The organism is Azonexus hydrophilus, from assembly GCF_905120355.1.
Classification (GTDB): Bacteria; Pseudomonadota; Gammaproteobacteria; order Burkholderiales; family Rhodocyclaceae; genus Azonexus.
In genome coordinates this window covers 128,454-153,831 of sequence record NZ_CAJHOB010000002.1, presented here as the reverse complement: position 1 = coordinate 153,831, position 25,378 = coordinate 128,454, and the positions used below count along the sequence as shown (strand labels likewise).

General features: G+C 63.2%; 22 protein-coding genes. 8 read left to right on the top strand and 14 right to left on the bottom strand.

Annotated features, from left to right (window positions below):
- Genes purD through JYJ39_RS02105 form a run of 9 tightly spaced genes read right to left on the bottom strand, consistent with a single transcriptional unit; the run spans nt 1 to nt 9,347 of the window.
- Nucleotides 1-1,293 (bottom strand): phosphoribosylamine--glycine ligase, encoded by a 1,293-nt coding sequence (gene purD / locus JYJ39_RS02145; protein ID WP_205201695.1) that lies wholly within the window; start codon nt 1,291-1,293, stop codon nt 1-3.
- 38 nt (nt 1,294-1,331) lie between these two features.
- Nucleotides 1,332-2,936 (bottom strand): bifunctional phosphoribosylaminoimidazolecarboxamide formyltransferase/IMP cyclohydrolase, encoded by a 1,605-nt coding sequence (purH, locus tag JYJ39_RS02140; protein ID WP_205201693.1) that lies wholly within the window; start codon nt 2,934-2,936, stop codon nt 1,332-1,334.
- Between the two features lie 13 nt (nt 2,937-2,949).
- The gene (locus JYJ39_RS02135; protein WP_028994262.1) at nt 2,950-3,183 is read right to left on the bottom strand and encodes a Fis family transcriptional regulator; all 234 of its coding nucleotides are present in this window, start codon (nt 3,181-3,183) and stop codon (nt 2,950-2,952) included.
- Nucleotides 3,180-4,208 carry a tRNA dihydrouridine synthase DusB gene (gene dusB / locus JYJ39_RS02130; protein WP_205201691.1) on the bottom strand — a complete coding sequence of 343 codons (1,029 nt, stop codon included), beginning with the start codon at nt 4,206-4,208 and terminating at the stop codon, nt 3,180-3,182. Before dusB ends, JYJ39_RS02135 begins: the two co-directional genes overlap by 4 nt.
- A 58-nt stretch (nt 4,209-4,266) precedes the next feature.
- Nucleotides 4,267-5,133 carry a 1,4-dihydroxy-2-naphthoate octaprenyltransferase gene (gene menA, locus JYJ39_RS02125; RefSeq protein WP_205201689.1) on the bottom strand — a complete coding sequence of 289 codons (867 nt, stop codon included), beginning with the start codon at nt 5,131-5,133 and terminating at the stop codon, nt 4,267-4,269.
- 24 nt (nt 5,134-5,157) lie between these two features.
- Nucleotides 5,158-6,300 (bottom strand): FAD-dependent monooxygenase, encoded by a 1,143-nt coding sequence (locus JYJ39_RS02120; protein WP_205201687.1) that lies wholly within the window; start codon nt 6,298-6,300, stop codon nt 5,158-5,160.
- Nucleotides 6,293-7,591 (bottom strand): aminopeptidase P N-terminal domain-containing protein, encoded by a 1,299-nt coding sequence (locus tag JYJ39_RS02115; RefSeq protein WP_205201685.1) that lies wholly within the window; start codon nt 7,589-7,591, stop codon nt 6,293-6,295. Before JYJ39_RS02115 ends, JYJ39_RS02120 begins: the two co-directional genes overlap by 8 nt.
- Entirely contained in the window at nt 7,588-8,265 is a 678-nt protein-coding gene (gene murU / locus JYJ39_RS02110; RefSeq protein ID WP_205201683.1) for an N-acetylmuramate alpha-1-phosphate uridylyltransferase MurU, read from the bottom strand. The genes JYJ39_RS02115 and murU overlap by 4 nt, the downstream gene beginning before the upstream one ends.
- Before the next feature lie 50 nt (nt 8,266-8,315).
- A complete protein-coding gene (locus tag JYJ39_RS02105; RefSeq protein ID WP_205201681.1) occupies nt 8,316-9,347 on the bottom strand; it encodes an aminoglycoside phosphotransferase family protein in 1,032 nt (343 codons plus the stop codon).
- An 86-nt stretch (nt 9,348-9,433) separates the two neighbouring features.
- Here JYJ39_RS02105 and JYJ39_RS02100 point away from each other — a divergent pair, with 86 nt between their 5' ends.
- From JYJ39_RS02100 to JYJ39_RS02080, 5 genes are read left to right on the top strand one after another with little or no spacing between them, the layout of a single operon-like run.
- A complete protein-coding gene (locus tag JYJ39_RS02100; RefSeq protein WP_205201679.1) occupies nt 9,434-11,923 on the top strand; it encodes an LPS-assembly protein LptD in 2,490 nt (829 codons plus the stop codon).
- A gap of 11 nt (nt 11,924-11,934) precedes the next feature.
- The gene (locus tag JYJ39_RS02095; RefSeq protein ID WP_205201678.1) at nt 11,935-13,236 is read left to right on the top strand and encodes a peptidylprolyl isomerase; all 1,302 of its coding nucleotides are present in this window, start codon (nt 11,935-11,937) and stop codon (nt 13,234-13,236) included.
- Nucleotides 13,233-14,225, top strand: a complete 993-nt coding sequence (gene pdxA, locus JYJ39_RS02090) for a 4-hydroxythreonine-4-phosphate dehydrogenase PdxA (protein WP_205201677.1) — start codon at nt 13,233-13,235, stop codon at nt 14,223-14,225. The genes JYJ39_RS02095 and pdxA overlap by 4 nt, the downstream gene beginning before the upstream one ends.
- Complete coding sequence (rsmA, locus tag JYJ39_RS02085; protein WP_205201676.1) at nt 14,222-15,004, top strand: 16S rRNA (adenine(1518)-N(6)/adenine(1519)-N(6))-dimethyltransferase RsmA; 783 nt, start codon at nt 14,222-14,224, stop codon at nt 15,002-15,004. The genes pdxA and rsmA overlap by 4 nt, the downstream gene beginning before the upstream one ends.
- 29 nt (nt 15,005-15,033) lie before the next feature.
- Nucleotides 15,034-16,497 carry a cryptochrome/photolyase family protein gene (locus JYJ39_RS02080; RefSeq protein ID WP_205201675.1) on the top strand — a complete coding sequence of 488 codons (1,464 nt, stop codon included), beginning with the start codon at nt 15,034-15,036 and terminating at the stop codon, nt 16,495-16,497.
- Between the two features lie 101 nt (nt 16,498-16,598).
- Here JYJ39_RS02080 and JYJ39_RS02075 read toward each other — a convergent pair whose 3' ends face one another.
- The 5 genes from JYJ39_RS02075 to JYJ39_RS02055 form a co-directional block, all read right to left on the bottom strand.
- Nucleotides 16,599-16,790: a YgaP family membrane protein gene (locus JYJ39_RS02075; RefSeq protein ID WP_205201674.1), complete on the bottom strand. Its 192-nt coding sequence runs from the start codon at nt 16,788-16,790 to the stop codon at nt 16,599-16,601.
- A gap of 70 nt (nt 16,791-16,860) precedes the next feature.
- The gene (locus tag JYJ39_RS02070) at nt 16,861-17,514 is read right to left on the bottom strand and encodes a Crp/Fnr family transcriptional regulator (RefSeq protein WP_205201673.1); all 654 of its coding nucleotides are present in this window, start codon (nt 17,512-17,514) and stop codon (nt 16,861-16,863) included.
- Nucleotides 17,515-18,288, bottom strand: a complete 774-nt coding sequence (gene xth, locus JYJ39_RS02065) for an exodeoxyribonuclease III (RefSeq protein ID WP_205201672.1) — start codon at nt 18,286-18,288, stop codon at nt 17,515-17,517.
- A gap of 89 nt (nt 18,289-18,377) precedes the next feature.
- Nucleotides 18,378-18,752, bottom strand: coding sequence for a hypothetical protein (locus JYJ39_RS02060; RefSeq protein WP_205201671.1), 375 nt, complete (start codon nt 18,750-18,752; stop codon nt 18,378-18,380).
- Between the two features lie 73 nt (nt 18,753-18,825).
- The gene (locus JYJ39_RS02055) at nt 18,826-19,482 is read right to left on the bottom strand and encodes a TetR family transcriptional regulator (RefSeq protein ID WP_275887953.1); all 657 of its coding nucleotides are present in this window, start codon (nt 19,480-19,482) and stop codon (nt 18,826-18,828) included.
- 131 nt (nt 19,483-19,613) lie between these two features.
- Between JYJ39_RS02055 and JYJ39_RS02050 the strand changes: the two genes are divergently transcribed.
- Genes JYJ39_RS02050 through JYJ39_RS02040 form a run of 3 tightly spaced genes read left to right on the top strand, consistent with a single transcriptional unit; the run spans nt 19,614 to nt 25,369 of the window.
- On the top strand, nt 19,614-20,744 hold the full coding sequence (locus tag JYJ39_RS02050; RefSeq protein ID WP_205201670.1) for an efflux RND transporter periplasmic adaptor subunit: 1,131 nt from the start codon (nt 19,614-19,616) through the stop codon (nt 20,742-20,744).
- A 9-nt stretch (nt 20,745-20,753) separates the two neighbouring features.
- A complete protein-coding gene (locus JYJ39_RS02045; protein ID WP_205201668.1) occupies nt 20,754-23,888 on the top strand; it encodes an efflux RND transporter permease subunit in 3,135 nt (1,044 codons plus the stop codon).
- Nucleotides 23,888-25,369: an efflux transporter outer membrane subunit gene (locus tag JYJ39_RS02040; protein WP_205201666.1), complete on the top strand. Its 1,482-nt coding sequence runs from the start codon at nt 23,888-23,890 to the stop codon at nt 25,367-25,369. Before JYJ39_RS02045 ends, JYJ39_RS02040 begins: the two co-directional genes overlap by 1 nt.
- The last annotated feature ends 9 nt before the right edge of the window (nt 25,370-25,378 follow it).

The following is a 25,378-nucleotide window of genomic DNA, read 5'->3' as shown; positions in this document are numbered from 1 at the left end:
TTACTGCCGTGCCTCCTGCTTGCTGATCGCCCGGTAACCAATATCCTTGCGGTACTGATGCCCTTCCCAGAAAATCTGGGCAGCGGCCTCGTAAGCCGCCTTCTGAGCCAGTTTAACGTTTTCACCAAGGGCCGTGACACACAGTACGCGGCCACCGCTGGTCACGATCTGCCCGCCCTGCTCTGCGGTGCCGGCGTGGAAGACGTGGCAGTCCTCGCCAAATGCGTTACCGGCCGGCAGACCGGTAATCACATCCCCCTTGCGCGGGGTGTCCGGATAGTTGGCGGCGGCAAGGACGACGCCCAGGGCAATACGCCGGTCCCATTCGGCTTCGACCTGATCGAGGGTGCCGTTGATGCCATGCTCCAGCAGTCTGACGAAGTCGGACTTGAGGCGCATCAGGATCGGCTGGGTTTCCGGATCGCCCAGGCGGCAGTTGAATTCCAGAGTCTTCAGGCTGCCATCCTTGCCGATCATCAAACCGGCATACAAGAAGCCGGTATAGGGGATGCCATCCTTGAGCATGCCCTGCACGGTCGGCAGGATGATTTCGCGCATCGCTCGCCCATGAATTTCCGGCGTCACGCAGGGCGCGGGCGAATAGGCGCCCATACCACCGGTATTCGGCCCCTGATCGCCGTCAAAGATACGCTTGTGATCCTGACTTGACGCCAGCGGCAGGACGTTCTTGCCGTCAACCATGACGATGAAGCTGGCTTCCTCACCATCGAGGAATTCCTCAATGACGACGCGGGCACCCGCGTCACCCAGCTTGTTGCCGGACAGCATGTCGTCGACGGCGGCATGCGCTTCGTCCAGGCTCATGGCAACGACCACCCCCTTGCCGGCGGCCAGACCGTCAGCCTTGATGACGATGGGCGCCCTCTTGGCATCGATGTAAGCATGCGCTGCGGCAGCATCGGAGAAGGTCTCGAATTCGGCCGTGGGGATGTTGTGCCGGGCCATGAAGCGCTTGGCGAAATCCTTGGACGACTCCAGCTGCGCTGCTTCCTTGGTCGGGCCAAAAATCTTCAGGCCACGATTGCGGAAAATATTGACCACACCGGCAGCCAGCGGCGCCTCCGGCCCGACGACCGTCAGCAGCACCTTATTTTCTTCAGCAAAATCAGCCAGCGCCTGCGGATCCGAAAGCGCCAGGTTTTCCAGCTCATGTTCGCGCGCCGTGCCCGCATTACCCGGAGCAACATAGACCTTCTGCAGCCCCGGCGTCTGGGCCAGCTTCCAGGCCATGGCATGTTCGCGGCCACCGGAGCCAATGACGAGTAGTTTCATGTGGAGATATCCTTGTTGTATCGGCAACGGCCAGATAATCAGTGGCGGAAGTGGCGGGCGCCGGTGAACACCATGGCGATGCCGTGTTCGTCGGCCGCGGCGATGACTTCCTCGTCGCGCATCGAGCCACCCGGCTGGATGACGGCGGTGGCGCCGGCTTCAGCCAGCACGTCCAGGCCGTCGCGGAACGGGAAGAAGGCGTCGGAAGCGACCACCGAACCCTTGAGTTCGAGGCCGGCGTTCTGCGCCTTGATGCAGGCGATCTTGGTGGAGTCGACGCGGCTCATCTGGCCGGCGCCGACGCCCAGCGTCATGCCGCCGCCGCAGAAGACGATGGCGTTGGACTTGACGAACTTGGCGACGCGCTCGGCGAAGAGCAGGTCCTCGATTTGCTGGGCGGTGGGTTGCTTCTTGGTGACCACCTTCAGGCCGGAAGCCTGGGCGGTGAAGTCGTCCGCCGTCTGCACCAGTAGGCCGCCGCCGACCCGCTTCAGTTCCAGCTTGTTCAGGTCGCGGCCCAGCGGCACCACCAGCACGCGCAAGTTGGTCTTACCCGCCAGGGCAGCCTTGGCTTCGGCCGTAAAGGACGGAGCGATCAGCACTTCGACGAAGTGCTTGCGCTCGTTCATGGCATTGACCACATCGAGGCCGACTTCGCCGTTGAAGGCGATGATGCCGCCGAAAGCCGAGGTCGAATCGGTCTTGAAGGCCTTTTCGTAGGCGCCGAGCAGGCTGCCGTCGATGGCCACGCCGCACGGGTTGGCGTGCTTGATGATGACGCAGGCGGGGGCGTCGAAGACCTTGACGCATTCCCAGGCGGCATCGGAGTCGGCGATGTTGTTGTAAGACAGTTCCTTGCCCTGCAGCTGGGTGTAATTGGCGATGCTGCCCGGCAACGCGAGTCCACCAAAACTCGTGTCCCGGTAGAAGGCGGCTTGCTGGTGGGCATTTTCGCCGTAGCGCAGGATTTCGCTGCGATCGAAGGCCAGTTGCAGCTTGGCCGGGAACACCGAGGGCACCGGTGCGGCCTCGGCCGGCTTGGCTTCGGCGCCGTCGTCAAGGCCGGTCAGCCAGTTGGCAATCATGCTGTCGTAGCGGGCGGTGTGCGTGAATGCCTTCTTGGCCAGGTTGAAACGGGTGGCCAGTTGCAACGCGCCACCGTTGGCCTGCATTTCGGCGAGCAGCGGGGCGTAGTCTTCCGGATCGGTGACGATGGCGACGCCGTTATAGTTCTTGGCCGACGAACGGACCATCGCCGGGCCGCCGATGTCGATGTTCTCGATCGCATCTTCCAGCGTCACGCCGGCTTTGGCGATGGTGGCGGCAAACGGGTAGAGGTTCACGCAGACCAGATCGATGGTCGGGATGCCGTGTTCTTTGATGGTCGCCAGGTGTTCCGGCAGGTCGCGACGGGCGAGGATGCCGCCGTGCACCTTCGGGTGCAGGGTCTTGACGCGGCCGTCGAGCATTTCCGGAAAGCCGGTGTAATCGCCGATTTCGGTAACCGCCAGGCCGGCGTCACGCAGCATTTTGGCAGTGCCGCCGGTGGACAGCAGCTTGACGCCTTGCGCGGCGAGGCCTTGGGCAAATTCGAGTACACCCGTCTTGTCGGAGACGGAAATCAGCGCTTGCTTGATAGTCATGGTGGTTTGGAAATTACAGAAGTTGATGTTCGGTGAGTTTCTTGCGCAGCGTGTTGCGGTTGATGCCGAGCATCTCCGCGGCCAGCGTCTGGTTGGTGCCGGCCTTGGCCAGGACCAGTTCCAGCATCGGTTTTTCCACGCTCTTCAGGACCATGTCGTAGATTGCCGCCGGCTTTTCGCCGTCGAGGTCCCGGAAATACTGCTCCAGTGCGTTGATCACGCACCGCCCCAAGTCATGTTGGCTCATGCTGCCAACGCCTCCTCTAGTGTCTTGTTTTCTTCGTATTGCAGGTGATCGTGTTCTGCCGCGTATTGCTGGAAGAACTGGTCAACGGCTTCCCGCTGCGCCTCGACGGTCGGCAGCGTGTTCATCATCTTGCGGAACGCCGCCGAGCCGACCAGGCCCTTGGTGTACCAGGAGATGTGCTTTCTCGCGACCTTGACCCCCGTGTCCAGGCCGTAGAAATCGTAGAGGTCCTCGAGATGCGCGAGCAGGATCGCGTGGATCTCGGAAACCGGTGCCGGCGCCATTTTTTCGCCGGTCTTCAGATAATGTTCGATCTCGCGGAACAGCCACGGCCGGCCCTGGGCGGCGCGACCGATCATGATGCCATCGGCGCCGGTAACGTCGAGCACATGCTTGGCTTTTTCCGGCGTTGTGATGTCGCCGTTGGCGATCACCGGAATGCGGATCAGCGTCTTGACCATGGCGATGGTGTCGTATTCGGCCTCGCCGGTGTATTGCTGGCAGCGCGTCCGGCCGTGGATGGCGACGGCGCGCACGCCGGCGCTCTCGGCGATGCGGGCGATGGTCGGCGCGTTGCGGTTGGCCAGGTTCCAGCCGGTGCGGAATTTCAGCGTCACCGGGGTGTCCGGGACGGCGCCGACGACGGCGTCGAGAATCCTGCCGACCAGGGCTTCGTCCTGCATCAGCGCCGAACCGGCCATCACGTTGCAGACCTTCTTGGCCGGGCAACCCATGTTGATGTCGATGATCTGGGCGCCGTTGTCGACGTTGTGACGGGCCGCGTCGGCCATCATCTGCGGGTCGGCACCGGCAATCTGGACCGAGATCGGTTCGACTTCGCCGGTATGGTTGGCGCGGCGCAGCGTCTTGGCACTGCCGTAGAGCAGCGAGTTCGAGGTGACCATCTCGGACACCGCCAGCCCGGCGCCCAGTTTCTTGCACAACTGGCGAAACGGACGGTCGGTAACCCCGGCCATGGGGGCAACGAACAAATTGTTGCGCAGAGTGAAACCAGCAAATTCCATGGCAAAACGAGCGTCGGTCAGCAGCAGGGGAAGCGGCGAATTGTACCCGAAAACCTGCCTAAAAAATAGTCAGATCGAGACTGAGCAACAGGGAAAAAGCCAACTGCAGGCCGGCACTCATGGCGAGCAGACGGTTAAATACGGGACTCGGCGGCGTGTGGAAAAATTGCCACACCAGAATCAGGGCCAGCGGCAGCGCACACAGGGCCAGCCCATGCCCCATCCCCAGGACAAGCAAGCCGGCGTAAGGCAGCAGCATTTCTGCCGCGTAGAGCCAGCATGTGGCCCGACGCCCCAGACGTACCGCCAGGGTACGTTTGCCGCAGAGCGCATCCCCCTCGAGATCGCGATAGTTGTTCACGGTAATCACGGCCGCCGCCTGCATGCCCAGCAGCCCTCCCAGCCAGAGAACAGTGCTGCTGCAGGCACCGGTCTGCAGATAGTAGCTACCGGCCACTGCCACCACACCAAAAAACAGGATCACGAACAACTCACCCAGGGGACCATAGGCGATCGGCCAGCGCCCCCCGGTGTAAGCCCAGCCGGCAGCCAGCGAAGCCAGGCCGATGGCGACAATCGGCCAGCCCCCCAGAACGGCCAGATACACACCGCAGCAAAACGCCAGCGCAAAAGCCAGCCAGGCACCACGGCGCACGCGCTCTGGCGGCAACCAGCCCTCGGCGCTGGCGCGGCGTGGCCCCAGACGCCCGGGCTGATCGGTGCCGCGCAGAAAGTCGCCCGCGTCATTGAAGAGGTTGGTGCCGATCTGAATCAGGCAGGCACCGAGCACGGCCGCCAGCAAGGGCAACCACAGCAATTGCTGCGTGTCATGCCAGGCCAGTGCTGTTCCCAGCAGGACAGGCGACAAGGAGACCGTCAACGTTTTCGGACGGCAAGCGAGAAACCAGGCAGAAAGAGGCGACATGCAGCAGCTTCGGGGAAAGGAGGATTACCAGCCCCGCCCACCCCAGATCATGCGCTTGGCGACGAAATGGCGGGCCGGCGGAAACAGGTCGAGAGCATACAGGCCCAGACCGCGCGCCCATTTGATTGGGACGAAATCGGTGGAAAAAGTGCGCACCACAGCGTCGGTAAACAGCGCCCCGCCCTGCCGGTCGCATTGTCGCGCCGCGGCATAGCGCTGCAGAGCCACCGCCGTCAGGCCGTGACTGAGCAGCGTTTCCGCCAGCTGCCAGGCATCGCGCAAACCAAGATTGAACCCCTGCCCGGAGACCGGATGCAAGGTCTGGGCGGCGTTGCCGACCCATACTTCGTTACCGCGCGCCAGGGTCCGCCGCATGCGCAAAGCCAGCGGAAAACTGTTGCGCCGGCTGGGCCGACTGAAGCGCAGGCGGCGCCCGAACTGCGCCCCCAGGGCGCAAATGAATGCCGCATCGTCCAGCGCCAGCACCGCCGCGGCCTTGGCCGGCGGCAGGGTGAATACCACGGAAAACTCATCTCCCAGCGGCAGCAGCGCCAGCGGCCCATCCGGCGTGAACCGCTCCCAGGCACGCTGCGCATGCGGCTGCTCGGGCGTCACTTCGCAGATCACCGCCTGCTGACCATAATCGCGCACGCTGACTTCCGGATCGTCACCCGGCGTCCCTTCAGCATGCACCAGCAGGGTGCCGCGCAGCGTCTGGCTGACTTCCCCCTGGCGCAGGGTCAGTTGCACCCCCTGCGGCGTCACCTGTGTCGCCACCCCCTCCGCCTCGGCAAACAGGGCGCCCGCAGACAGGTGCCGGGCCAGAGCAGCCACCACTTCGCGGTAACGCACCACATAGCCCAGCGCCGGCAGACCGTACTCTGCCTTGTCGAGCACGGTGCGACCAAAGCCGCCACGCTGTGAAATGTGGATGTTTTCAATCGCTGTCGCCGCCCGTGCCGGCCAGCTGTCAATCTGCTCCAGCAGTTGCCGGGCGCCATGCGACAGCGCCAGCACGCGCGGATCGGCTTGCAATGCCGACATCGGCCGGCGTTCGATCAGATGCGAACGAATACCACGCGCCGCCAGGGCCAGATGCAGGGTCAGGCCAACCGGGCCAGCGCCCAGGATCAGCACATCGGTCTCAAGCTCGACTGCTTCAGTCATGGCGCATCGTTTCCTCAATTTCACGCACGGTTTTCGGGGCACTGGTGTAGACCTCACAGCCCGTCTCGGTAACGCGCACATCGTCCTCGATACGGATGCCGATGCCGGCCAGTTCACTCGGTATGCCGGCACCCGGACGAATGTAGAGGCCGGGTTCGACGGTGAGGGTCATGCCCGGTTGCAGTGTCGTCCAGTCGTTGCCGATCTTGTATTCGCCGGCGTCGTGCACGTCGAGGCCGAGCCAGTGACCCGTGCGGTGCATGTAGTAACGGCGAAAATCGCCCTTTTCGATCAGGGTGTCGACGCTGCCGGTGAGCAGTTTGAGGTCGACCAGCCCCTGCGTCAGCACGCGCACGGCGGCGTCGTGCGCTTCCATGAAGTGGCGGCCGGGCGCTGTGACAGCGATGGCGGCAGCCTGGGCGGCGAGGACGATCTCGTAAACGTCCTTCTGCGCTGGCGTGAAGCGACCATTGACCGGAAAAGTGCGGGTGATGTCGGCGGCGTAGCCTGCGACCTCGCAGCCGGCGTCGATCAGCACCAGCGTGTGGTCGTTCAGGAGCTTGTTGTTGTCGACGTAATGCAGCACGCAGGCGTTGGCGCCACCGGCGACGATGGGCGTGTAGGCGTGGCCGTCGACACCACGCTTGCGGAATTCGTAGGACAGCTCGGCTTCCAGCTCGTATTCGGCCATGCCCGGGCGGCAGGCGTGCATGGCGCGGGCATGCCCGGCGCTGGCGATGTCGGCAGCGCGCTGCATGGTGGCCAGTTCGGCCTCGTCCTTAAGCAGGCGCATGGCGTCGAGTTCGGCGCGCAGATCATGGATCGCGCGCGGCGCCCGCTTGCCGGCACGGGCCTGGGCGCGGACTTCGTTCAAGGCCCGGGCGATGCGCGCATCCCAGGCGTCGTCGTGGCCGACGGCGTGCCACAGCGTGTCGCGGTCAACCAGCAGTTCGGGCAGTTTCTTGTCCAGTTGCTCAATCGAATAGGCCGCGTCAAAGCCGAAGGCGCTTTTCGCCGCTTTCGGGCCGTAGCGGTAGCCGTCCCAGATTTCGCGTTCTTCATGCTTGTCGCGGCAGAACAGGATGGACTTCGGGCGTTTGCCGCCGACCAGAACGATCACCGCTTCCGGTTCCGGGAAACCTGACAGGTACCAGAAGTAGCTGTCGAAACGGTAGGGATAGTGCGCGTCGCGATTGCGCACGACCTCAGGTGCCGTCGGGATGATGGCGACGCCGTCGCCTATGGTCTTGAGCAGGCGTCGGCGGCGGGCGATGAAGTGGGCGTGGTTCATGCGGTTCTCAGTTCCAGGTCAAGTTCGGCGAGCCGTTGTGGCGTCCCGACGTCGACCCAGCGACCGGCGTGACGTTCCCCGCTCAATGTACCGGCGGCAATCGCTGCGTCGAGCAGCGGGCGCAGTTTCAGAGGCTGATCGGGCGGCACGTCGCGGAACAGTACGGGCGAAAAGAGGCCAATGCCGGCGTAGGTGAGCGTTTGCTCACCATTGGCCGGAATGATGCGCTCACCACTCAACGAAAAGTCGCCGCCGCCGTGGTGCGCCGGGTTATCGACCAACAGCAGATGCGCCCCAGCCGGGGGGCAGGCATGACGGGCAAAGGCCGCGAAATCGACGTCACAGAACACATCGCCATTGACCACCAGAAACGGATCGACGCCCAACTGCGACAGCGCCCGGGCAATACCGCCTGCAGTTTCGAGTGCCCCGGGCGGTTCCGGCGAGTAGGCAATAGTAAGCCCCCACTGCGCCCCTCGCCCCAGCGTCTGTTCAATCTGCTCCCCGAGATGGGCATGGTTGATGATCACCTCATGGAAGCCGGCCGCCGCCAGTTTTTCCAGGTGCCAGACGATGAGCGGCTTACCTCCGGCCAGCAGCAGGGGTTTGGGGGTGTGATCGGTGAGCGGCCGCATGCGTTCGCCGCGCCCCGCCGCAAGAATCATTGCTTTCATTGTTCAGACCCGTCCTGGCTGCAACACCTCGGCGCAACCGCGCTGCGGACTCACCGCCGGTAACCGATCTGCTCGGTCTGCCCATCCAGCTTATCAAGCAGATTGAGCAGCGGCTTGAGCGGCAGGTAACGCCCGGCGGTTTTCTTGGCGTAGCGCATGAAGCGGGGCAAGTCTTCAATATATTTATCCTTGCCATCGCGGTATTTCAGGCGGCAGAAAATCCCCAGCACCTTGAGGTGACGCTGCAGGCCCATCAATTCATATTCACGCCAGAAATCGCCGAAATCGGCGCGCACCGGCAGACCAGCGGCGCGGGCTTTTTCCCAGTAGCGCACCACCCAGTCGATTTCCTGTTCCTCATCCCAAGAAATGAAGGCGTCGCGGAACAAGGAGACGACGTCGTAGGTGATCGGGCCATACACCGCATCCTGGAAGTCGATGATCGCCGGCGTAAGTACCTGCTCACTCTCAACCAGCATCAGGTTACGCGGCATGAAGTCGCGGTGAACATAAACCTTGGGCTGATTCAGGGCGGAATTGATCAGATACTTGAAACTACGCTCAAGCAGCAGTTTTTCGTTGTCAGCGAGCGTCACCCCCAGATGACGGCCGATGAACCATTCCGGGAACAGTTCGAGTTCGCGCCGCAACAAGGCAGCATCGTAAGGCGGCAAGGTGGCGGCCGAGGAAGCCAACTGCCAGCGCACCAGCGTATCGAGCACCGGGCGGATCAAGGTGTCGGCAAGCGACAGATCGGCATGCAGCGCTTCCAGATAGCCGATGCGTCCAAGATCAGTCAGCAGCAGGAAACCCTGCTCGAGATCCTGGTCGAGCACCCGCGGCGCGGCCAGACCGGCCTTGGCCAGCAACGCCGCCACCTTGATGAATGGCCGGCAGTCTTCATGTTCAGGCGGCGCATCCATCAGGATGCGCGTCGTCCCGTCCGGCAGGCTCAGACGGAAGTAACGACGAAAACTGGCATCGGCAGAAGCCGGGACAATAAGGACATCCTGTCCGGGAAAGCGCTGCGCGACCCAGTCAGTCAGCAGTTGATCGCGTGCGTTTAGTGGCGTGGAAGGCATCGGAGATTGAAAGCTTCGTTGTAAAATGGCGCGATTTTAACACCCGGGCATCCACTAGGCTGGTGCCGCCCCCTCCTAAGGTACCGATGATCGTTCTCTCCCGCCGCCCGCTGGCCCTGCTGATTTGTTGCCTGTTCGCCGGCGTGCCCGTCGTGCACGCGGCGCCGGCCACGGCAGATCCGGCCACCGGCATGCGCCTGGAGCGCCGCTTCAATCTACTGGCGCGGGAAAAGGAAAAAAAGGAAAAGAACAAAGCCCAGCGCGAGCAGACAGCGCGTGCCGCCAGTCCAACCAAACTGCTGGCGAATGACGACGAATATCCGCTGTTTCTCACTGCCGATCATCTGGAAGGCGAAACCGAACTCGAAACACGCGCCCGCGGCAATGTCGAATTACGCAAACCCGATCTTCTGCTGCTGGCCGACCGCCTGAATTACCGCCCGCTCGATGACGAAGCCGAGGCCATCGGCCAGGTGCACCTGAAACAGGGCGCCGCCGAGATCGATACCGAATATCTCAAGATCCGCCTGACCGAACAGATTGGCCACACAGAAGCCGCGCGCTATCAGATCGAGCGCTCGGTGCAGAACAAGTTTTACGACAACACCCGCGTCACGGTCACTGTGGCGAGCATCAATGGTGCCAACAGCGGCGCGCCGATGATGATGAACATACCCAACACCTACGGCCTGCCCACGGAAGCGCCAGCAGAGCGCCCATCCACCGCCAGCGGTAGCGCCGAGCGCATCGACCTGGCCGGAGAAAACCACTTCCTGTTTGACCGCGCCACCTTCTCCACCTGCAAACCGGGCTCCACCGACTGGTATCTGCAAGCGAGCAAGATGGACCTCGATTTCGACAAGGATTTCGGCTCCGCCGACCACGCTTCCGTGTGGTTCCAGGGCGCCCCCTTGTTCTACACCCCGAAAATCTGGTTCCCGCTCAACAATCGGCGCCGCTCCGGCCTGCTGGCGCCAACCTTCAAGCAATCGACCAAAAGCGGCTTCGATTTCACCCAGCCCTACTACTGGAATATCGCCCCCAACTACGACGCCACCTTCTATCCGCGCTACATGAGCAAACGCGGCACGCAGCTAGGGGCGGAAATCCGTTACCTCGGCGAGGGGATGGAAAGCGAGGTCCGTGGCGAATACCTGGGCAACGACAAGAAATTCCTTGATCGCAGCCGCTACGGCTACAGTGTGCGCCACCGGCAGAATCTCGCCGATGGGCTGTCGGCCTACGTCAACTGGAACGGCGTTTCTGACGACTGGTACTGGGAGGACATGTCGTCACGCCTGCTACAGACCTCGCAGGTGCAACTGGAACGGCAGCTGACGCTAGGTTACACCCCCGCCCCCTGGCTGAGCAGCTCGCTGCAGGTACTGCGTTACCAGACCCTGCAGCCTGACCCCCAAAACCTCATCGCCCGCCCCTATTTTCTGGAACCGCAGCTCAATCTGAGCGGCTACAAGACCAACCTCCTCGGCGCCCTCGATTTCACCCTGCTCGGCCAGTACAGCCGCTTCACGCACGACGACCGCGACAACAAGGCGGTGGGCGACCGCCTGGTGTTCTATCCGCAACTAAGCTGGCCGGTGGTTGCCTCCGCCTTCCGCCTGCAGCCCAAGATCGGCCTGCACATGACCAGCTACGCCGTGGATGAAGCACGGATCAACGGCGGCAAACGGGAAAGCTTTTCGCGTGTATTGCCCACCTTCAGTTTCGACTCCACCCTGATCCTCGAGCGCGAAGACGAACTGCTCGGCAACGCCTACATCCAGACATTGGAACCACGCCTCTACTACGTATACATTCCCTACAAGAAGCAGGATCACATCCCGGTCTTCGACACCGGCATCTCGGATTTCGACTTCGCCCAGATCTTCTCCGAAAACCGCTATGTCGGTTACGACCGGGTCAATGACGCGCACCAGCTGACCGCTGCCCTGACCACCCGCATCCTCGATGCCGACACCGGTGCCGAGCGCTTCAAGGCCATGCTCGGCCAACGTTACTACTTCGCGCGCCAACGCGTGCAACTGCCGGGTGAAGCCCAGCGCCCGGCCAACTTCTCCAACCTGGTCGCCTCGATTACCGGCCTGGTGGCGCCCAAGACCTATGCCGAAGGGACCTGGGAATACAACTACAAGGATCGCATCAACGAGCGGTTCTCCGCTGGCGTCCGTTTCCAGCCCGACTACGGCAAGGTGCTCTCGGCCAGCTACCGCTATACCCGCGATCCACTCAACCAGAAGGGGCTAGTCGACCAGGTCGACATTTCCGGCCAGTGGCCGCTGGCGCCGCGCTGGTACGGTGTCGGCCGCGTCAATTACTCGCTGCGTGACAAGCAGACGCTGGAAACCATTGCCGGTCTGGAATACAACGCTGGCTGCTGGGCCGTGCGCGCCGTTGCGCAGCGCCTGTCCGCCACCTCCGGCGCTCCCGACACCAGCTTCTTCCTGCAACTCGAATTGCAGGATTTCGCCAGCGTCGGCTCCAATCCGCTCAGCCTGCTGCGACGCAGCATTCCTGGCTACGGCAAGACCAACGAACTCGCCCCCGATTCCTTTTGAATGAGTCCGCCATGCGCGCCATAAAGACCCTGTTTTCCCTCATCGCGATCTGTCTGAGCAGCCTGCTCATGAGCCCGACCAGCCACGCCACCGCCCTCGAAGCGGATTACATCGTCGCCGTGGTCGGTGACACCGTAATCACCCGCAACGAACTGCGCAGCCGACTGGAAGTCGTGTTGAAACAACTGACCAAGCAAGGGACGCCGCTACCACCGCAGGAAGATCTGGAACGGCAGATGCTCGAGCGCATGATCATGGAAACAGCACAGTTCGCCTACGCCCGCGAAAGCGGCCTGCGCATCGATGATACCCAGCTGGATCAGGCAATTGGCCGGATTGCCGCCAGCAATCAGATGACTCTGGCGCAATTCCGCAGCACCCTGGAAAAGGACGGTATCCACTACCCCAGCTTCCGTGAGGAAATCCGCGGCGAAATGATCATGGCGCGCCTGCGTGAGCGGGAAGTGGAAAGCCGCCTGGTCATTTCCGAAAGCGAAATCGACAACTACCTGGCCAATGAAGGCGCACAGGGCAATGACGAATACCACATCGCCCACATCCTGCTGCGCGCGCCCGAATCGGCCAGTCCCGAACAGCTGCTGAAGCTGCGCCAGCGAGGCGAACAGGCCTTGACCAAGGCACGCAGCGGCGAGAACTTCGCCGAACTGACCGCTGCCTACTCCGATGCGCAGGATGCCCTGCAGGGGGGCGATATCGGCTGGCGCCGCCTGAACGGCTTGCCTACCCTCTACGCGGAAACCGTTGCCCGCCTGCAGCCGGGACAGATCAGCGATCTGCTGCGCTCGTCGGCCGGTTTTCACATCATCAAACTGATCGACAAACGTGGTGGTAATCAGCCAACCTCGGTACGCCAGACCCGCGCCCGCCACATTCTAATCCGCACCAATGAAGTCACCTCCGAAGCCGAAGCCCGGCATCGCCTGGAAACCGTGCGCGAGCGGATCGTCAACGGCATGGACTTTGCCGAACAGGCCCGCATCTTTTCGCAGGACGGCTCTGCAGCCAAGGGCGGCGAGCTGGGCTGGCTCAACCCGGGCGATACCGTCCCCGATTTCGAGCGCGCCATGGATGCCCTGCAACCCGGGGAAGTCAGCGCCATCGTGCAATCGCCCTTCGGCATGCACCTCATTCAGGTTCTGGAACGACGCGACCGCGACGTCACCGACGAACGCCAGCGCATGACCGCACGCCAGGTGATCCGCGAACGCAAGCTGGAAATCGCCTACCAGGACTGGCTGCGCCAGTTACGCGACCGTACGTACGTCGAGAACCGTCTGGAGAAAGAGCTGTGAGTCAGCCGCTGATCGCCGTCACCAGCGGCGAACCGGCCGGCATCGGGCCGGAGCTGTGTCTCAAGCTGGCCGACTGGAGCGGCGCCGGCCACCCGGTCGTGCTGGGCGACCGCGACCTGCTGGCCGCACGCGCTGCCGCCCTGGGCTGGTCAATTACCCTGCGCGACTACAGGCCGGGACAAAGCGCCGCCGCAGGTCACCTCGACGTACTGCACCTGCCCCTGCCCAAACCTGCCCAGGCCGGGCTGCTCGACCCGGCCAACGGCCCGTACGTGCTCAGCCTGCTCGATCGCGCCCTGCTCGGCTGTCAGCGCGGCGAGTTCGCGGCCATCGCCACGGCGCCGGTACACAAAGGCGTCATCAACCAGGCCGGCATGGCCTTTACCGGCCACACCGAATACCTGGCAGAACAAACCGGCACCCCGCTGGTGGTGATGATGCTGGCCGGCGACACGCCGCGCGGCCCGCTCCGCGTGGCGCTCGCCACCACACATTTGCCACTCAAGGATGTCCCCGCTGCCATCACCGCCGACCTGCTGGAACGCATCCTGCGCATCCTCGACCACGACCTGCGCCGCAAGTACGGCATTGCCGCGCCGCGCATCCTGGTCACCGGACTGAACCCGCACGCCGGCGAAGGCGGTTATCTGGGGCGGGAAGAAATCGACATCATCGAACCGCTGCTGGAAAAGCTGCGCCACGAGGGCATGCAACTGTCCGGCCCACACCCCGCCGACACCCTGTTCACCCCGCCTGTGCTCGCCGGCGGCGATGCCGTGCTGGCCATGTACCACGACCAGGGGCTGACCGCGCTCAAGTACGCCACATTCGGCAACGGCATCAATGTCACCCTCGGCCTGCCCATCATCCGCACTTCGGTCGACCATGGCACCGCGCTGACACTGGCCGGCACCGGCCAGGCCAACCCGGGCAGCCTGTTCGCCGCCGTCGCCGAAGCAGCACGCATGGCCGCAAGGAACACGGCATGAAGGGACACATCGCCCGCAAACGCTTCGGCCAGAACTTCCTGGTCGCCCCCGGCATCATCGGCGCCATCGTCAGCGCCCTCAACCCGGCACGCACGGATACCGTGGTCGAAATCGGCCCCGGTCTGGGGGCACTGACCGAGCCCCTGCTGGAGCGCCTGGATCACCTGCACGTGGTCGAAATCGACCGCGACCTGATCGCCCGCCTGCAGCAGCGGCATGCGCCACAACATCTGAGCATTCACGCCGGCGACGCGCTGGGGTTCGATTTCGCCAGCATCGGCAGCGACCTGCGCCTGATCGGCAACCTGCCCTACAACATCTCGACCCCCCTGCTCTTCCACCTCGCCAGTTACGGCCAGCAGGTGCGCGACATGCACTTCATGCTGCAGAAGGAAGTCGTCGAACGCATGGTGGCCGAACCCGGCTGCGCCGACTATGGCCGTCTGAGCGTCATGCTGCAGTACCGTTTCTGGCTGGAGTGGCTGATCGACGTGCCGCCGGACAGCTTCGATCCACCGCCCAAGGTTGATTCCGCCGTCGTGCGACTCATCCCGAAGGCCCCCGATTTGCTCACCGCCCGCGATGCCGGGCGCTTTGCCCACATTGTCCAGAGCGCCTTTGCCCAGCGCCGCAAGATGCTGCGCAACAATTTGAAAGGCATCCTCGACGACGCCGGTTTTGCCGCGCTCGGCATCGCCCCCACCTTGCGTCCGGAAGATCTGCCCCTGGAAGATTACGTGCGCATCGCCAATTACTGCTCGGCACCCGCCTCCCGCTGAAGCGCGGCACGTCAACCGCCCCGCGTCCTGTGCCCGCCTCCCCATCCGCTGCCCTCGTCTGGTTCCGTCGCGACCTGCGCTGTACCGACCATGCCGCGCTGTACCATGCACTACGCCGCCATTCACGGGTGTTCTGCGCCTTCGTTTTTGACACCGACATCCTCGATGCACTGCCTTCCCGTTGCGATCGGCGGGTCGAATTCATCCTCGACAGCGTGCATGAACTGCACCGGAGCCTGCAGCAACTGGCGCTGGAAAATGGCGCGAAGGGGGGCGGACTGGTCGTCCGCCACGGCCCCGCGGTCGACTGCATCGTCCGCCTGGCGGTCGAGCTGGGGGTAAGCGAAGTACTCACCAACCGCGATTATGAGCCGGATGCCATCGCCCGCGACCAACAGGTGGCGCTCGCTCTGCAGGCGCAGGGAATTGCCTTCAGTGACCACAAGGACCAGGTCCTGCTCGAGCGCAACGAAGTGCTGACGCAACAGGGGCGGCCGTACAGCGTGTTCACCCCCTACCTGCGCGCCTGGCGGCAGAAACTGGACGCCTTCCAGCTGACGCCCTACCCGGTGGCTCGCTACGCCCGCCATCTCGCTGCGCCGCCCGCGGAATCCCTGCCCGATCTGGCCGCGCTGGGCTTCAGCCGTACCAACCTGCACACGCTGCCGTTACCCTCCGGCACGTCAGGGGCACAACGCCTGCTGCAGGATTTTGTACCGCGTCTGGCGCACTACCACGTCGCCCGTGACTTTCCGGGCAAGAAAGGCGTCTCCTACCTGTCGGTCCACCTACGTTTTGGCACCCTGTCGATCCGTCAGGCCGCGGGGCTGGCCGTCACACAGGCCGAGCTGGGCTGCGCCGGCGCTCAGACCTGGCTCAACGAACTGGCCTGGCGCGATTTCTATTTCATGATCCTGTGGCACCACCCGCAGGTCGTCACGCACGCCTTCAAGCCGGAATTCGACCAGCTGCGCTGGGATGACGCGCCCGACCTCTGGTCCGCCTGGTGTTCCGGCCATACCGGCTACCCGCTGGTGGATGCGGCCATGCGCCAGCTCCTCAGCACCGGCTACATGCACAACCGCCTGCGCATGGTCGTCGCCAGCTTTCTGACCAAGGATCTGGGTATTGACTGGCGCCGGGGGGAACGCTTCTTTGCCCAGCACCTCAACGACTACGATCTCGCCGCCAACAATGGCGGCTGGCAGTGGGCGGCGTCGACGGGCTGCGACGCCCAGCCCTGGTTCCGTATCTTCAACCCGGTCACGCAGTCAGAGAAATTCGATCCCAAGGGTGAGTTCATCCGTCGCTACCTGCCGGAACTGGCCCACCTGCCGGACCGGGACATCCATTTCCCGGCCGCCATGAAACCACTTGCACTGGCCGCCAGCGGCCTGCGCCTGGGGACAGACTACCCTCACCCCATCGTCGATCATGCCCGCGCCCGCGAGCGCACCCTGAAACGCTTCTCCTGTCTGTCGAAACAGACCTGAACCCTCATCGCTCGCAACAGGCGTTGGTGCATGTAAACGACAATGGCGGGCCAGCTTTCGCCACCCGCCATCGCGTCAGAGCAGGAAAACCTGCTTCAGCCTCAGTCCTTCTTCAGCGGACAGGTGCTCAGACCGATCAGCGGATACAGCGGACACCAGCCCATCAGGCCGGTGGCCAGAGGAACCACGCCAATCCAGGCCCAGACCGGACCACCGGTGAGCGCCCAGGCGATCAGGGCGATGCCTGCGACGATACGCAGGATTTTGTCGATGCCGCCAACGTTGCTTTTCATGCTGTGTGCTCCGTGCAATGGGTAACGGCGCCACTGTACCCGTCTCCCGCCAGCGGGTCTGTAACTTCAGTCACATAGTGACGAGGGCACGCAGGCCGGCGCGGTCGAGCAAAGTAATCTGTTCCCGCCCAAGACTGACCAGCCCCTGCCCGGCAAACCCCTTCAGCAGCCGACTGACAATTTCACGCACGCTACCCAGTTCGTCCGCCAGTTGCTGGTGGGTCAGATGCAGCACATCGACCGGATGGGCCAGCAGACACTTGGCCAAGCGCTGATCGAGACGGGCGAAAGCAACTTCTTCCACCAGCTGCATCAATTCGCCGATGCGCTCGGTGAACAGGTGAAAGACAAAATCCCGAAAGGCGGCCTGTTCGATCAGCAGCCGGTGGAACTCGACCACCGGCAGGACACACAGCGTCAACTCAGTTTCTGTCACGCCCCGAGCGTTGTACGCCGTCTTACCGAGCAGACAGGACGACGAAATGATGCAGGAATCACCGGGGCCGACCCGGTAGAGCAGCAACTCGCGCCCATTGCTGGCCTGTTTGATGACCTTGATGCTGCCTTCAAGAATGAGCGGGAACCCGCCACACGGCTGGTTTTCGGAAAAAATGGCCGCTCCCGCCGGCAACTGGAGCAGATTGTCAGCGGCGAACAGGCGATCCTGCTGCACCTCCGGCAGGGCACTCAAGGCCGGGTAAAGGGCATGCAGGCGGCTGCGCATCTAGTTCGCCACCGTCAGGCTGGCCCATACCGGCGCATGATCCGATGGCCGTTCCCGCTTGCGCGGGGCGCGGTCGATGCCGGCAGCCGAACACTGGGCCGCCAGCGGCGCGGAGAGCAGAATGTGATCGATGCGCAAGCCCTGATTCTTCTGGAAACCCAGCATGCGGTAATCCCACCAGGAAAAGGTTTTTTCCGGCTGCTCGAAGAGACGGAAACTATCCGCCAGCCCCAGGTCGATGAAGCGGCGGAAGGCAGCGCGCTCCGGCTCGGACACCAGGATGCAATCCTGCCAGCGCTGCGGATCGTGCACATCGCGCTCGTCCGGTGCAATGTTGTAATCACCGCACAGGGCAAGCCGTGGATACACCTGCAGTTCGCTGCTCAGCCAATCCGCCAGCGCCGCCAGCCAGCGCAGTTTGTAATCGTATTTGTCGCAGCCGACTTCCTGCCCATTCGGCATGTAGGCACAGACCACACGGATGCCATCCACCGTGCCTGAAATCAAGCGCTTCTGCTCGTCGGCAAACAGGGGATTGCCGACCGTGACTTCGCCAATCGGCGCCTTCGCCAGCAAGGCCACGCCGTTGTAGGTTTTCTGCCCGGCAAAGGCAGCGTGATAGCCCGCCGCCTCGATCTCGGCACGCGGAAAATTCTGGTCTTCGAGCTTCAACTCCTGCAAGCAGACGACATCGGGCTGCGCCTCCGCCAGCCAGTCGAGCAGATGGGGCAAACGAACCTTGAGCGAATTGACATTCCAAGAAGCGATTTTCATAGGCAGCAGACAGATCTCAGGCGAACTTCAACAACGGGAATGACGCATGGTAGCAGCCCGGACGGGCAGTTTCATCTTGGCGGAAAAGCTCAGCGCAGGCCATCGGCCAGTTGCAGCAGCTTTTCCTCCACCGTCGCCAGCAGGCCCTGCAGTCGGGGAGGCGTGTCCGCCGGCACCTGCAGCGGCTGAAAAGACAACCAGCTGACGCCGGCCCGGGTATACACCGCAAAACGCCAGGGCAGGCAACTCACCAGCGCCGGGTCATGCTCCAGCAGCGCATCGACCACCGGCCAGCTGACCAAGCTGTAGACCACCCCGGCCTCATCGAAGGCACGCCCGCGCCGCAGCATGCTTTCACCCAGGTCGTGCACAGCCAGTACGGTGAGCCCCAGCCGCTGGGCAAGGGCTTCGAATTGGAAACAGATTTCAGCCTGCGCCTGACTACTCTCAGTCCGGTGTTCCATCCACATTTCCCACAAAATTTGTGCACTTTAGCGCAGCCGGCACGCCTCGGCGCAGCAACGACGACAACAGCATTCAGAGCGGCCGCAACCGGCACCCGGGGTCATCGGCACAGCAGCGCAGCATGGCGATGTGCGCGGTGATCATTTCTTCCGCCATCGCGAGGCTGATGTTTGCCCCCCGGCTGGAACCGAGAAACAGGTGCAGCAAACCGCTGGTAAACGCCCAGGTATCGCGCGCAGCGGCCAGCGGTGAGATGCCGCGACGCAGATATTTCCTGTCCTGCGCCCGCTGGTAAACCGCTTCCAGCTTCTTGAAAAACTCCAGCGCCGGCCGTGCCACTTCCTCTTCGATGGTGGCGAATTCATCGACGTATTCGCAGCGGATGATCATGATTTCGAACACCTCGCGAAATTTGGCGGTGTCGTTGAGGGCGCGGATGAACGCCTTGGTCGACGCTTCAATTGCATCCAGCGGATTATCCCAGGCCGGATCGACCAGAATGGCATCGGTGAAGCCGATCATCGGCGCGAAGGCATCATCGCGCATGGCAAAAAACAGCTCGGCCTTGTTGCGGAAATGCCAATAGACGGCACCGCGGGTCACCCCGGCCGCCTTGGCAATCTTTTCCAGCGAGGAGCGCACCACCCCATGCTCGTGGAACACCCGCCGCGCCGCCTCGATGATGTCCCGCCGCGTCTGCTCCGCCTCTTCCTTGGTCCTGCGCACCATGAATCACACTCCCCAACTGTTACGCGGAGCACAACTCACGCCCGGCGCGTCCAAAATAATCGTAAAAATCTTTTTACGTACACTCATGCACGTATATAATAGCCCAAAATTTTCCCCGGAGAACCCTCCTCATGAAATTCATCACGCCCCTTCGCAGCGCCACCCGCCTTACCGCCCTCGTTGCCGCTTTTGGCCTTGCCGCCTGCTCTGACAAAGGGGCTCCGGCAGCTCCGGCGATGGGACCGATGCCGGTCACTGTGATCGAGATGCAGCCGCAAAACGTGCCGACATCGCTGGAGGTCATGGCGCAAACCGAGGGCGCGCGTGAAACCGAGGTCCGCGCCCGGGTCGGCGGTATCCTGATGAAACGCCTGTATCAGGAAGGCGATACCGTCAAGGCAGGGCAACCGCTGTTCCAGATCGACCGCGCGCCGTTTGAAATCGCTCTCGCCGAAGCCCGCGCCCGTGCCGAGCAAACTGCCCGTGAAAAACAGCGCCTGAAAGGTCTGGCGGAAGCCAAGGCCATCAGCCAGAAAGACTACGACGATGCCGTATCCAACGACGCCATGGCCCAGGCGGCACTGCGTCAGGCTGAACTGAATCTTTCCTGGACTACCGTCACAGCCCCCGTCGGTGGCACCAGCGGCCGCGCCATCCGCTCGGAAGGGAACCTGATCAGCACCAGCGACAGCCTGCTCACCTCCATTTTCCAGAGCAATCCGATGTGGGTCAGCTTCTCTCTGGGCGAAAGCGAGCTGGCCAGACTGCCCGGTGGACGCGTCAGCGAACAGAACGTCAGCGGCGTTGAGCTGATCCTGGCCAACGGTCAGGTCTATAACCAGCCAGGAAAACTCAACTTCATCGCCTCCAACATCGACACCGTGCTCGGTACTCAGGCCCTGCGCGCCGAGTTCGCCAACCCCGAGCAGCAGCTGCTGCCCGGCCAGTTTGTCCGCGTACGCCTGCTGACCGGCCAGCGCGAAGGTGTCTTCCTGGTGCCGCAGACCGCCGTGCTGCAGACCGAACAGGCCAACCTGGTCATGACAGTGGACGGCGAGGGCAAGGTTGCACCGCGCCCGGTAAAAACCGCTGAATGGTATGGCAAGGACTGGGTGGTGCTGGGTGGCCTGCAGGCCGGCGACAAAGTCATCGTCGACAACCTGATCAAGCTGCGTCCGGGCATGCCCGTTGCTCCCCAGACGCCCCAGGCGCCAGCGCCGGCCGCGCAAAAGGCCGACGCGCCTGCCGCCGACAAGCAATAAGGGGCAGCCATGTCCAAATTCTTCATCAACCGGCCGATTTTTGCCTCGGTCATTTCCATCATCATCATCATCGCCGGCCTGGTCGCCTCGCAAGTATTGCCGATTGCGCAATACCCGCAGATCGCCCCGCCGACCGTGATGATCAACGCCACCTACCCGGGCGCCTCGGCGGAAACCCTGGCCCGTACCGTTGCCGCGCCGATCGAGGAACAGCTGAACGGGGTGGAAAACCTGCTCTATTTCACCTCCTCGGCCTCGGCCAACGGCTCGGTCGCCATCACCGCCACCTTCGCCGTCGGCACCGACGTCGATGATGCCGCCGTCAACGTCAACAATCGCGTCAAGGCCGCCGAGCCGCGCCTGCCTGAAGAAGTGCGGCGCAACGGCGTGATCGTGCAGAAGCGCTCGACCGACATCCTGCAGGTCGTGTCGCTGAAGTCGGAGGAAGGTAAGTACTCGACACTTTTCCTCTCCAACTACGCCACTCTCAATATCGTCGACGATCTGAAACGAGTCCCCGGCGTCGGTGACGTCGTTGTCTTCGGTGCCCAGGACTATTCCATGCGCGTCTGGCTCAAGCCAGACCGGATGGCCCAGCTGGGCCTGACCACCTCCGACATTGCCAGCGCCATCCGCGTCCAGAACGCCCAGAACGCGGCCGGCAAGATCGGTCAGGAACCGGCGCCAAACGACCAGCAACTGGTCTACACCGTCACCGCCAAGGGCCGCCTGCTGACACCTGAGGAATTCGGCGACATCGTCATCCGCGCCAGCGGCCCTGGCGGCGTTCTGCGCCTGAAGGATGTGGCGCGGATCGAACTGGGCGCCTACAGCTACGATCAGAGCGTCACCCTGGACGGCAATCCGACCATCGCCATGGGCGTGTTCCTGCAAACCGGGGCCAACGCACTGCAAGTCGCCGAGCTGGTCAAGGCGAAAATGGCGGAACTGTCGACCAAATTCCCCGAAGGGATGGGCTACGTCATCCCCTTCGACACCACCCTGTTCGTCTCCGCTTCCATCGATGAAGTCATCAAGACCCTGATCGAGGCGGTCATCCTGGTGATTGCGGTGGTGTACATCTTCCTGCAGAGCTGGCGCGCCACCCTGATCCCCATGGTCGCCGTACCGATTTCGCTGATCGGCACCTTTGCCGGCCTGTGGCTGTTCGGCTTCTCGATCAACACCCTGACGCTGTTCGCGATGGTGCTGGCGATCGGCATCGTGGTCGATGACGCCATCGTCGTTCTGGAAAACGTCGAACGCCTGATGGACGAAGAAAAGCTCTCCCCCCACGATGCGGCGGTCAAAGCCATGCAGGAAGTATCGGGCGCGCTGGTCGCCATCGTCCTGGTGCTGTGCTCGGTCTTCATTCCGGTTGCATTCCTGGGCGGCATCGCCGGCCAGCTGTACAAGCAGTTCGCCGTCACCGTCGCCGTGGCGGTGGTGCTTTCCGGCGTCGTCGCCCTGACCCTGACCCCTGCCCTGTGCTCGCTGATCCTGAAAGCACAGCACACGGAAAACCGTTTCTTCGCCCCCTTCAACCGCTGGTTCGAGCGCATGACGCAGCGCTACACCCGCACCGTCGGCTTCACCCTCAAGCACGGCTCGTTCGGCATCATTGCGCTGCTGCTGGTGGTGGGCGGCACGCTGGCCTTCTTCCGCATCATCCCCGGCAGTTTCGTCCCCGCGGAAGACCAGGGCTACCTGATTTCCGCCATCATGCTGCCTGACGGCGCCACCCTCAAGCGCACCGCCACCACCGGCGAAGGCATCCGCCAGATGCTGGCGCAGGACGAGGCGGTCAAACACACTGTCGTCATCTCCGGTTTCGACCTGATTGGCGGCGGCAACAAGCCCAACGCCGGCACCATGTTCATCCCGCTCAAGGACTGGGATGAGCGGGAAGGCAAGGCGCAGGATCTGGCGGGCAAGTTCATGGGGCTGGGCATGATGCAGCCGGACGGCATGGGCCTGGTGTTCAACCCGCCGCCGATCATGGGCCTGGGCACAGCCGGCGGCTTCGAAGTGTATGTACAGAACCGGGTCGATGGCGATGCGCGCAAGCTGAACGAAGTGGTGCAGAACTTCATGGCCGAACTGCAGAAACACCCGGAGTTCACCCGTATCTCGACCTTCTTCCGCCCCACCGTGCCACAGCTGTTCGTCGAAGTGGACGAACCCAAGGTGCTCGCCCTCGGCATTCCGCTGGCCGATGTGTACTCCACCCTGCAAAGCACCATGGGCGCGCTCTACGTCAATGACTTCAACAAATCCGGCCGCGTCTATCGCGTGCAGTTGCAGGCAGAAAGCAATTACCGCATGCGCCCGGACGACATTGGCAAGGTCTACGTGCGCAGCACCAGCAGCGGCAAGATGATTCCCCTGTCCGCCGTGGTCACGGTAAAAAACATCGTCGGTCCGGAACAGGTGGAACGCTTCAACGGCTTCATCGCCGCCAAGGTGATGGGCGACTCCAAAGCCGGCGTCAGCTCCGGCGACGCCATCCAGATCGTTGAAGATGTCGCCGCCCGGGCGTTGCCTGAAGGCTATGACATTGCCTGGACCGGCCAGGCCTTCCAGGAAAAGCAGACCTCCGGCTCCTCGCTGCAGGCCTTCGCTTTCGCCATCATCATGGTGTTCCTGATCCTCGCCGCCCAGTACGAAAAATGGTCGCTGCCGCTGGCGGTCATCACTGCCGTGCCGTTCGCACTGCTCGGCGCGCTCACCGCCATCTGGCTGCGCGGCATGCCGAACGACATCTACTTCCAGATCGGTCTGGTGGTGCTGATCGGTCTGGCGGCAAAGAACGCCATCCTGATTGTCGAATTCGCCGCCCAGAAATACGCCGAAGGCATGAGCGTGATCGATGCGGCGCTGGAAGCTGCCCGCCTGCGTCTGCGCCCCATCATCATGACCTCGCTCGCTTTCGTCCTCGGCGTTTTCCCCCTGGTCAAGGCGACCGGCGCCGGCGCCGCAGCCCGGCAATCGATGGGTACCGGGGTGTTTGGCGGCATGCTGTTCGCCACCTTCATCGCCACCATATTCATCCCCCTGTTCTTCAAATGGATGCAGCGTGGCAAACCCAGCAAACCGGCCCACGTTGAAGAACTGCTGCCCCCCACTACCGAGGAGAAGGCCTGATGCTGCGCCGCCCCCTACTCACCCTGACGCCGCTCGCCCTCAGCCTTCTGCTCTCCGGCTGCGCCGTCGGCCCTGACTACCTGCGGGCAGAAAACTGGCTGCCCAGCCTGTTCCGGGATACCCCGACAGCCACTGCCACCGCAACTGAATCCGCCGCCAACCCGGCGCTCAACGCAGCGTGGTGGACCTTGTTCAACGATGCCACGCTCAATGAGCTGATCGCAGCCGCCCAGGAAAAGAACGCCGACCTGCGCAGCGCCGTCGCCCGCCTCGATCAGGCCGACGCGGCCGCGCGAGAAGCCGGAGCCAGCCTGTTCCCCAGCATCGATGGCCAGGCCGGAGCAAGCAGGGTCAGTCCGAGCGAAAAAACCGCCACCTGGACCCCCAGCACGCCCGACCCCCTGCGCGCCCACAGCGCCGGACTCTCGCTGTCGTATGAAATCGACGTCTGGGGCCGGGTCCGCCGCATGAACGAGGCGGCCCGCGCCAACCTCTTGGCCAGCCAGTACGGCCGCGACGCCATCCGCCTGTCGATCACCGGTCTGGTCGCCAGCACCTATCTCAATCTGCGCGCCCTCGATGCGCAACTGGCGGTCAGCGAAATCAACCTGCAAAGCCGCCAGGAAAGCGCCGAACTTGTCAAGACACGCGTCGCCGCCGGCCTTGTCTCGCCGCTCGATGAATATCAGGCAGACAGCGCCTTGGCTGCCATCAAGGTGCAATACGCCGATCTACAGCGTGCCCGCGCCCTGGCCGAACACCAGCTGGCGCTACTCACTGGCCAGCCCGATCTGCGCATCGCCGCCGGCGATCTGCGCCAGTTGCCGCAACCGCCACAACCGCCAGCCGGACTCCCGGCCGACCTGATCGAAGCACGCCCGGACGTACGCCAGGCCGAACAGCAGCTGATCGCCGCCAACGCCAACATCGGCGTCGCCAAAGCCGCCTACTATCCGAAATTCAGCCTCACCGGCGGCCTGGGACGCGAAAGCAAGGACTTGTCCGATCTGTTCAGCAGCGGTGCCGGCACCTGGTCAGCAGGGCTGTCGCTGCTCATGCCCATTCTCGATTTCGGCCGCACCAGCGCCCGTGTCGATCAAGCCAAGGCACTCAATGAGCAATCCCTGATCGCCTGGCAGAAGGCCCTGGAAACGGCCTACAAGGAAGTCCGTGACGCACTGGTCAGTCTCGACAGCAACAGCACGGCGGAAGAGGCACAGACAGTGCGGGTGGAAAGCACGCAAAAAGCACTCGACCTTGCCAAGCTGCGCTACGAAGCCGGCTACTCCGGCTATCTCGAAGTTCTTGACGCCCAGCGCAGCGCCAACGAAGCGCAGCTGGCCGCCATTGCCACCCGCCAGGCCCGCCTCACTGCCGCCGTCGATCTGTTCAAAGCCCTGGGGGGCGGCTGGAAGCCGGAAGCCACAAGCGCAACCTCGCCGCCGGGCAACACGCTGGCGGCGGCGGACAGCAAAGAGTAAACCGGACCG

Coding starts and splice junctions, on each gene's coding strand:
- purD (WP_205201695.1), bottom strand. CDS start 1,293: ATGAAACTACTCGTCATTGGCTCCGGTGGCCGCGAACATGCCATGGCC.
- purH (WP_205201693.1), bottom strand. CDS start 2,936: ATGACTATCAAGCAAGCGCTGATTTCCGTCTCCGACAAGACGGGTGTA.
- JYJ39_RS02135 (WP_028994262.1), bottom strand. CDS start 3,183: ATGAGCCAACATGACTTGGGGCGGTGCGTGATCAACGCACTGGAGCAG.
- dusB (WP_205201691.1), bottom strand. CDS start 4,208: ATGGAATTTGCTGGTTTCACTCTGCGCAACAATTTGTTCGTTGCCCCC.
- menA (WP_205201689.1), bottom strand. CDS start 5,133: ATGTCGCCTCTTTCTGCCTGGTTTCTCGCTTGCCGTCCGAAAACGTTG.
- JYJ39_RS02120 (WP_205201687.1), bottom strand. CDS start 6,300: ATGACTGAAGCAGTCGAGCTTGAGACCGATGTGCTGATCCTGGGCGCT.
- JYJ39_RS02115 (WP_205201685.1), bottom strand. CDS start 7,591: ATGAACCACGCCCACTTCATCGCCCGCCGCCGACGCCTGCTCAAGACC.
- murU (WP_205201683.1), bottom strand. CDS start 8,265: ATGAAAGCAATGATTCTTGCGGCGGGGCGCGGCGAACGCATGCGGCCG.
- JYJ39_RS02105 (WP_205201681.1), bottom strand. CDS start 9,347: ATGCCTTCCACGCCACTAAACGCACGCGATCAACTGCTGACTGACTGG.
- JYJ39_RS02100 (WP_205201679.1), top strand. CDS start 9,434: ATGATCGTTCTCTCCCGCCGCCCGCTGGCCCTGCTGATTTGTTGCCTG.
- JYJ39_RS02095 (WP_205201678.1), top strand. CDS start 11,935: ATGCGCGCCATAAAGACCCTGTTTTCCCTCATCGCGATCTGTCTGAGC.
- rsmA (WP_205201676.1), top strand. CDS start 14,222: ATGAAGGGACACATCGCCCGCAAACGCTTCGGCCAGAACTTCCTGGTC.
- JYJ39_RS02075 (WP_205201674.1), bottom strand. CDS start 16,790: ATGAAAAGCAACGTTGGCGGCATCGACAAAATCCTGCGTATCGTCGCA.
- JYJ39_RS02070 (WP_205201673.1), bottom strand. CDS start 17,514: ATGCGCAGCCGCCTGCATGCCCTTTACCCGGCCTTGAGTGCCCTGCCG.
- xth (WP_205201672.1), bottom strand. CDS start 18,288: ATGAAAATCGCTTCTTGGAATGTCAATTCGCTCAAGGTTCGTTTGCCC.
- JYJ39_RS02060 (WP_205201671.1), bottom strand. CDS start 18,752: ATGGAACACCGGACTGAGAGTAGTCAGGCGCAGGCTGAAATCTGTTTC.
- JYJ39_RS02055 (WP_275887953.1), bottom strand. CDS start 19,482: ATGGTGCGCAGGACCAAGGAAGAGGCGGAGCAGACGCGGCGGGACATC.
- JYJ39_RS02050 (WP_205201670.1), top strand. CDS start 19,614: ATGAAATTCATCACGCCCCTTCGCAGCGCCACCCGCCTTACCGCCCTC.
- JYJ39_RS02045 (WP_205201668.1), top strand. CDS start 20,754: ATGTCCAAATTCTTCATCAACCGGCCGATTTTTGCCTCGGTCATTTCC.
- JYJ39_RS02040 (WP_205201666.1), top strand. CDS start 23,888: ATGCTGCGCCGCCCCCTACTCACCCTGACGCCGCTCGCCCTCAGCCTT.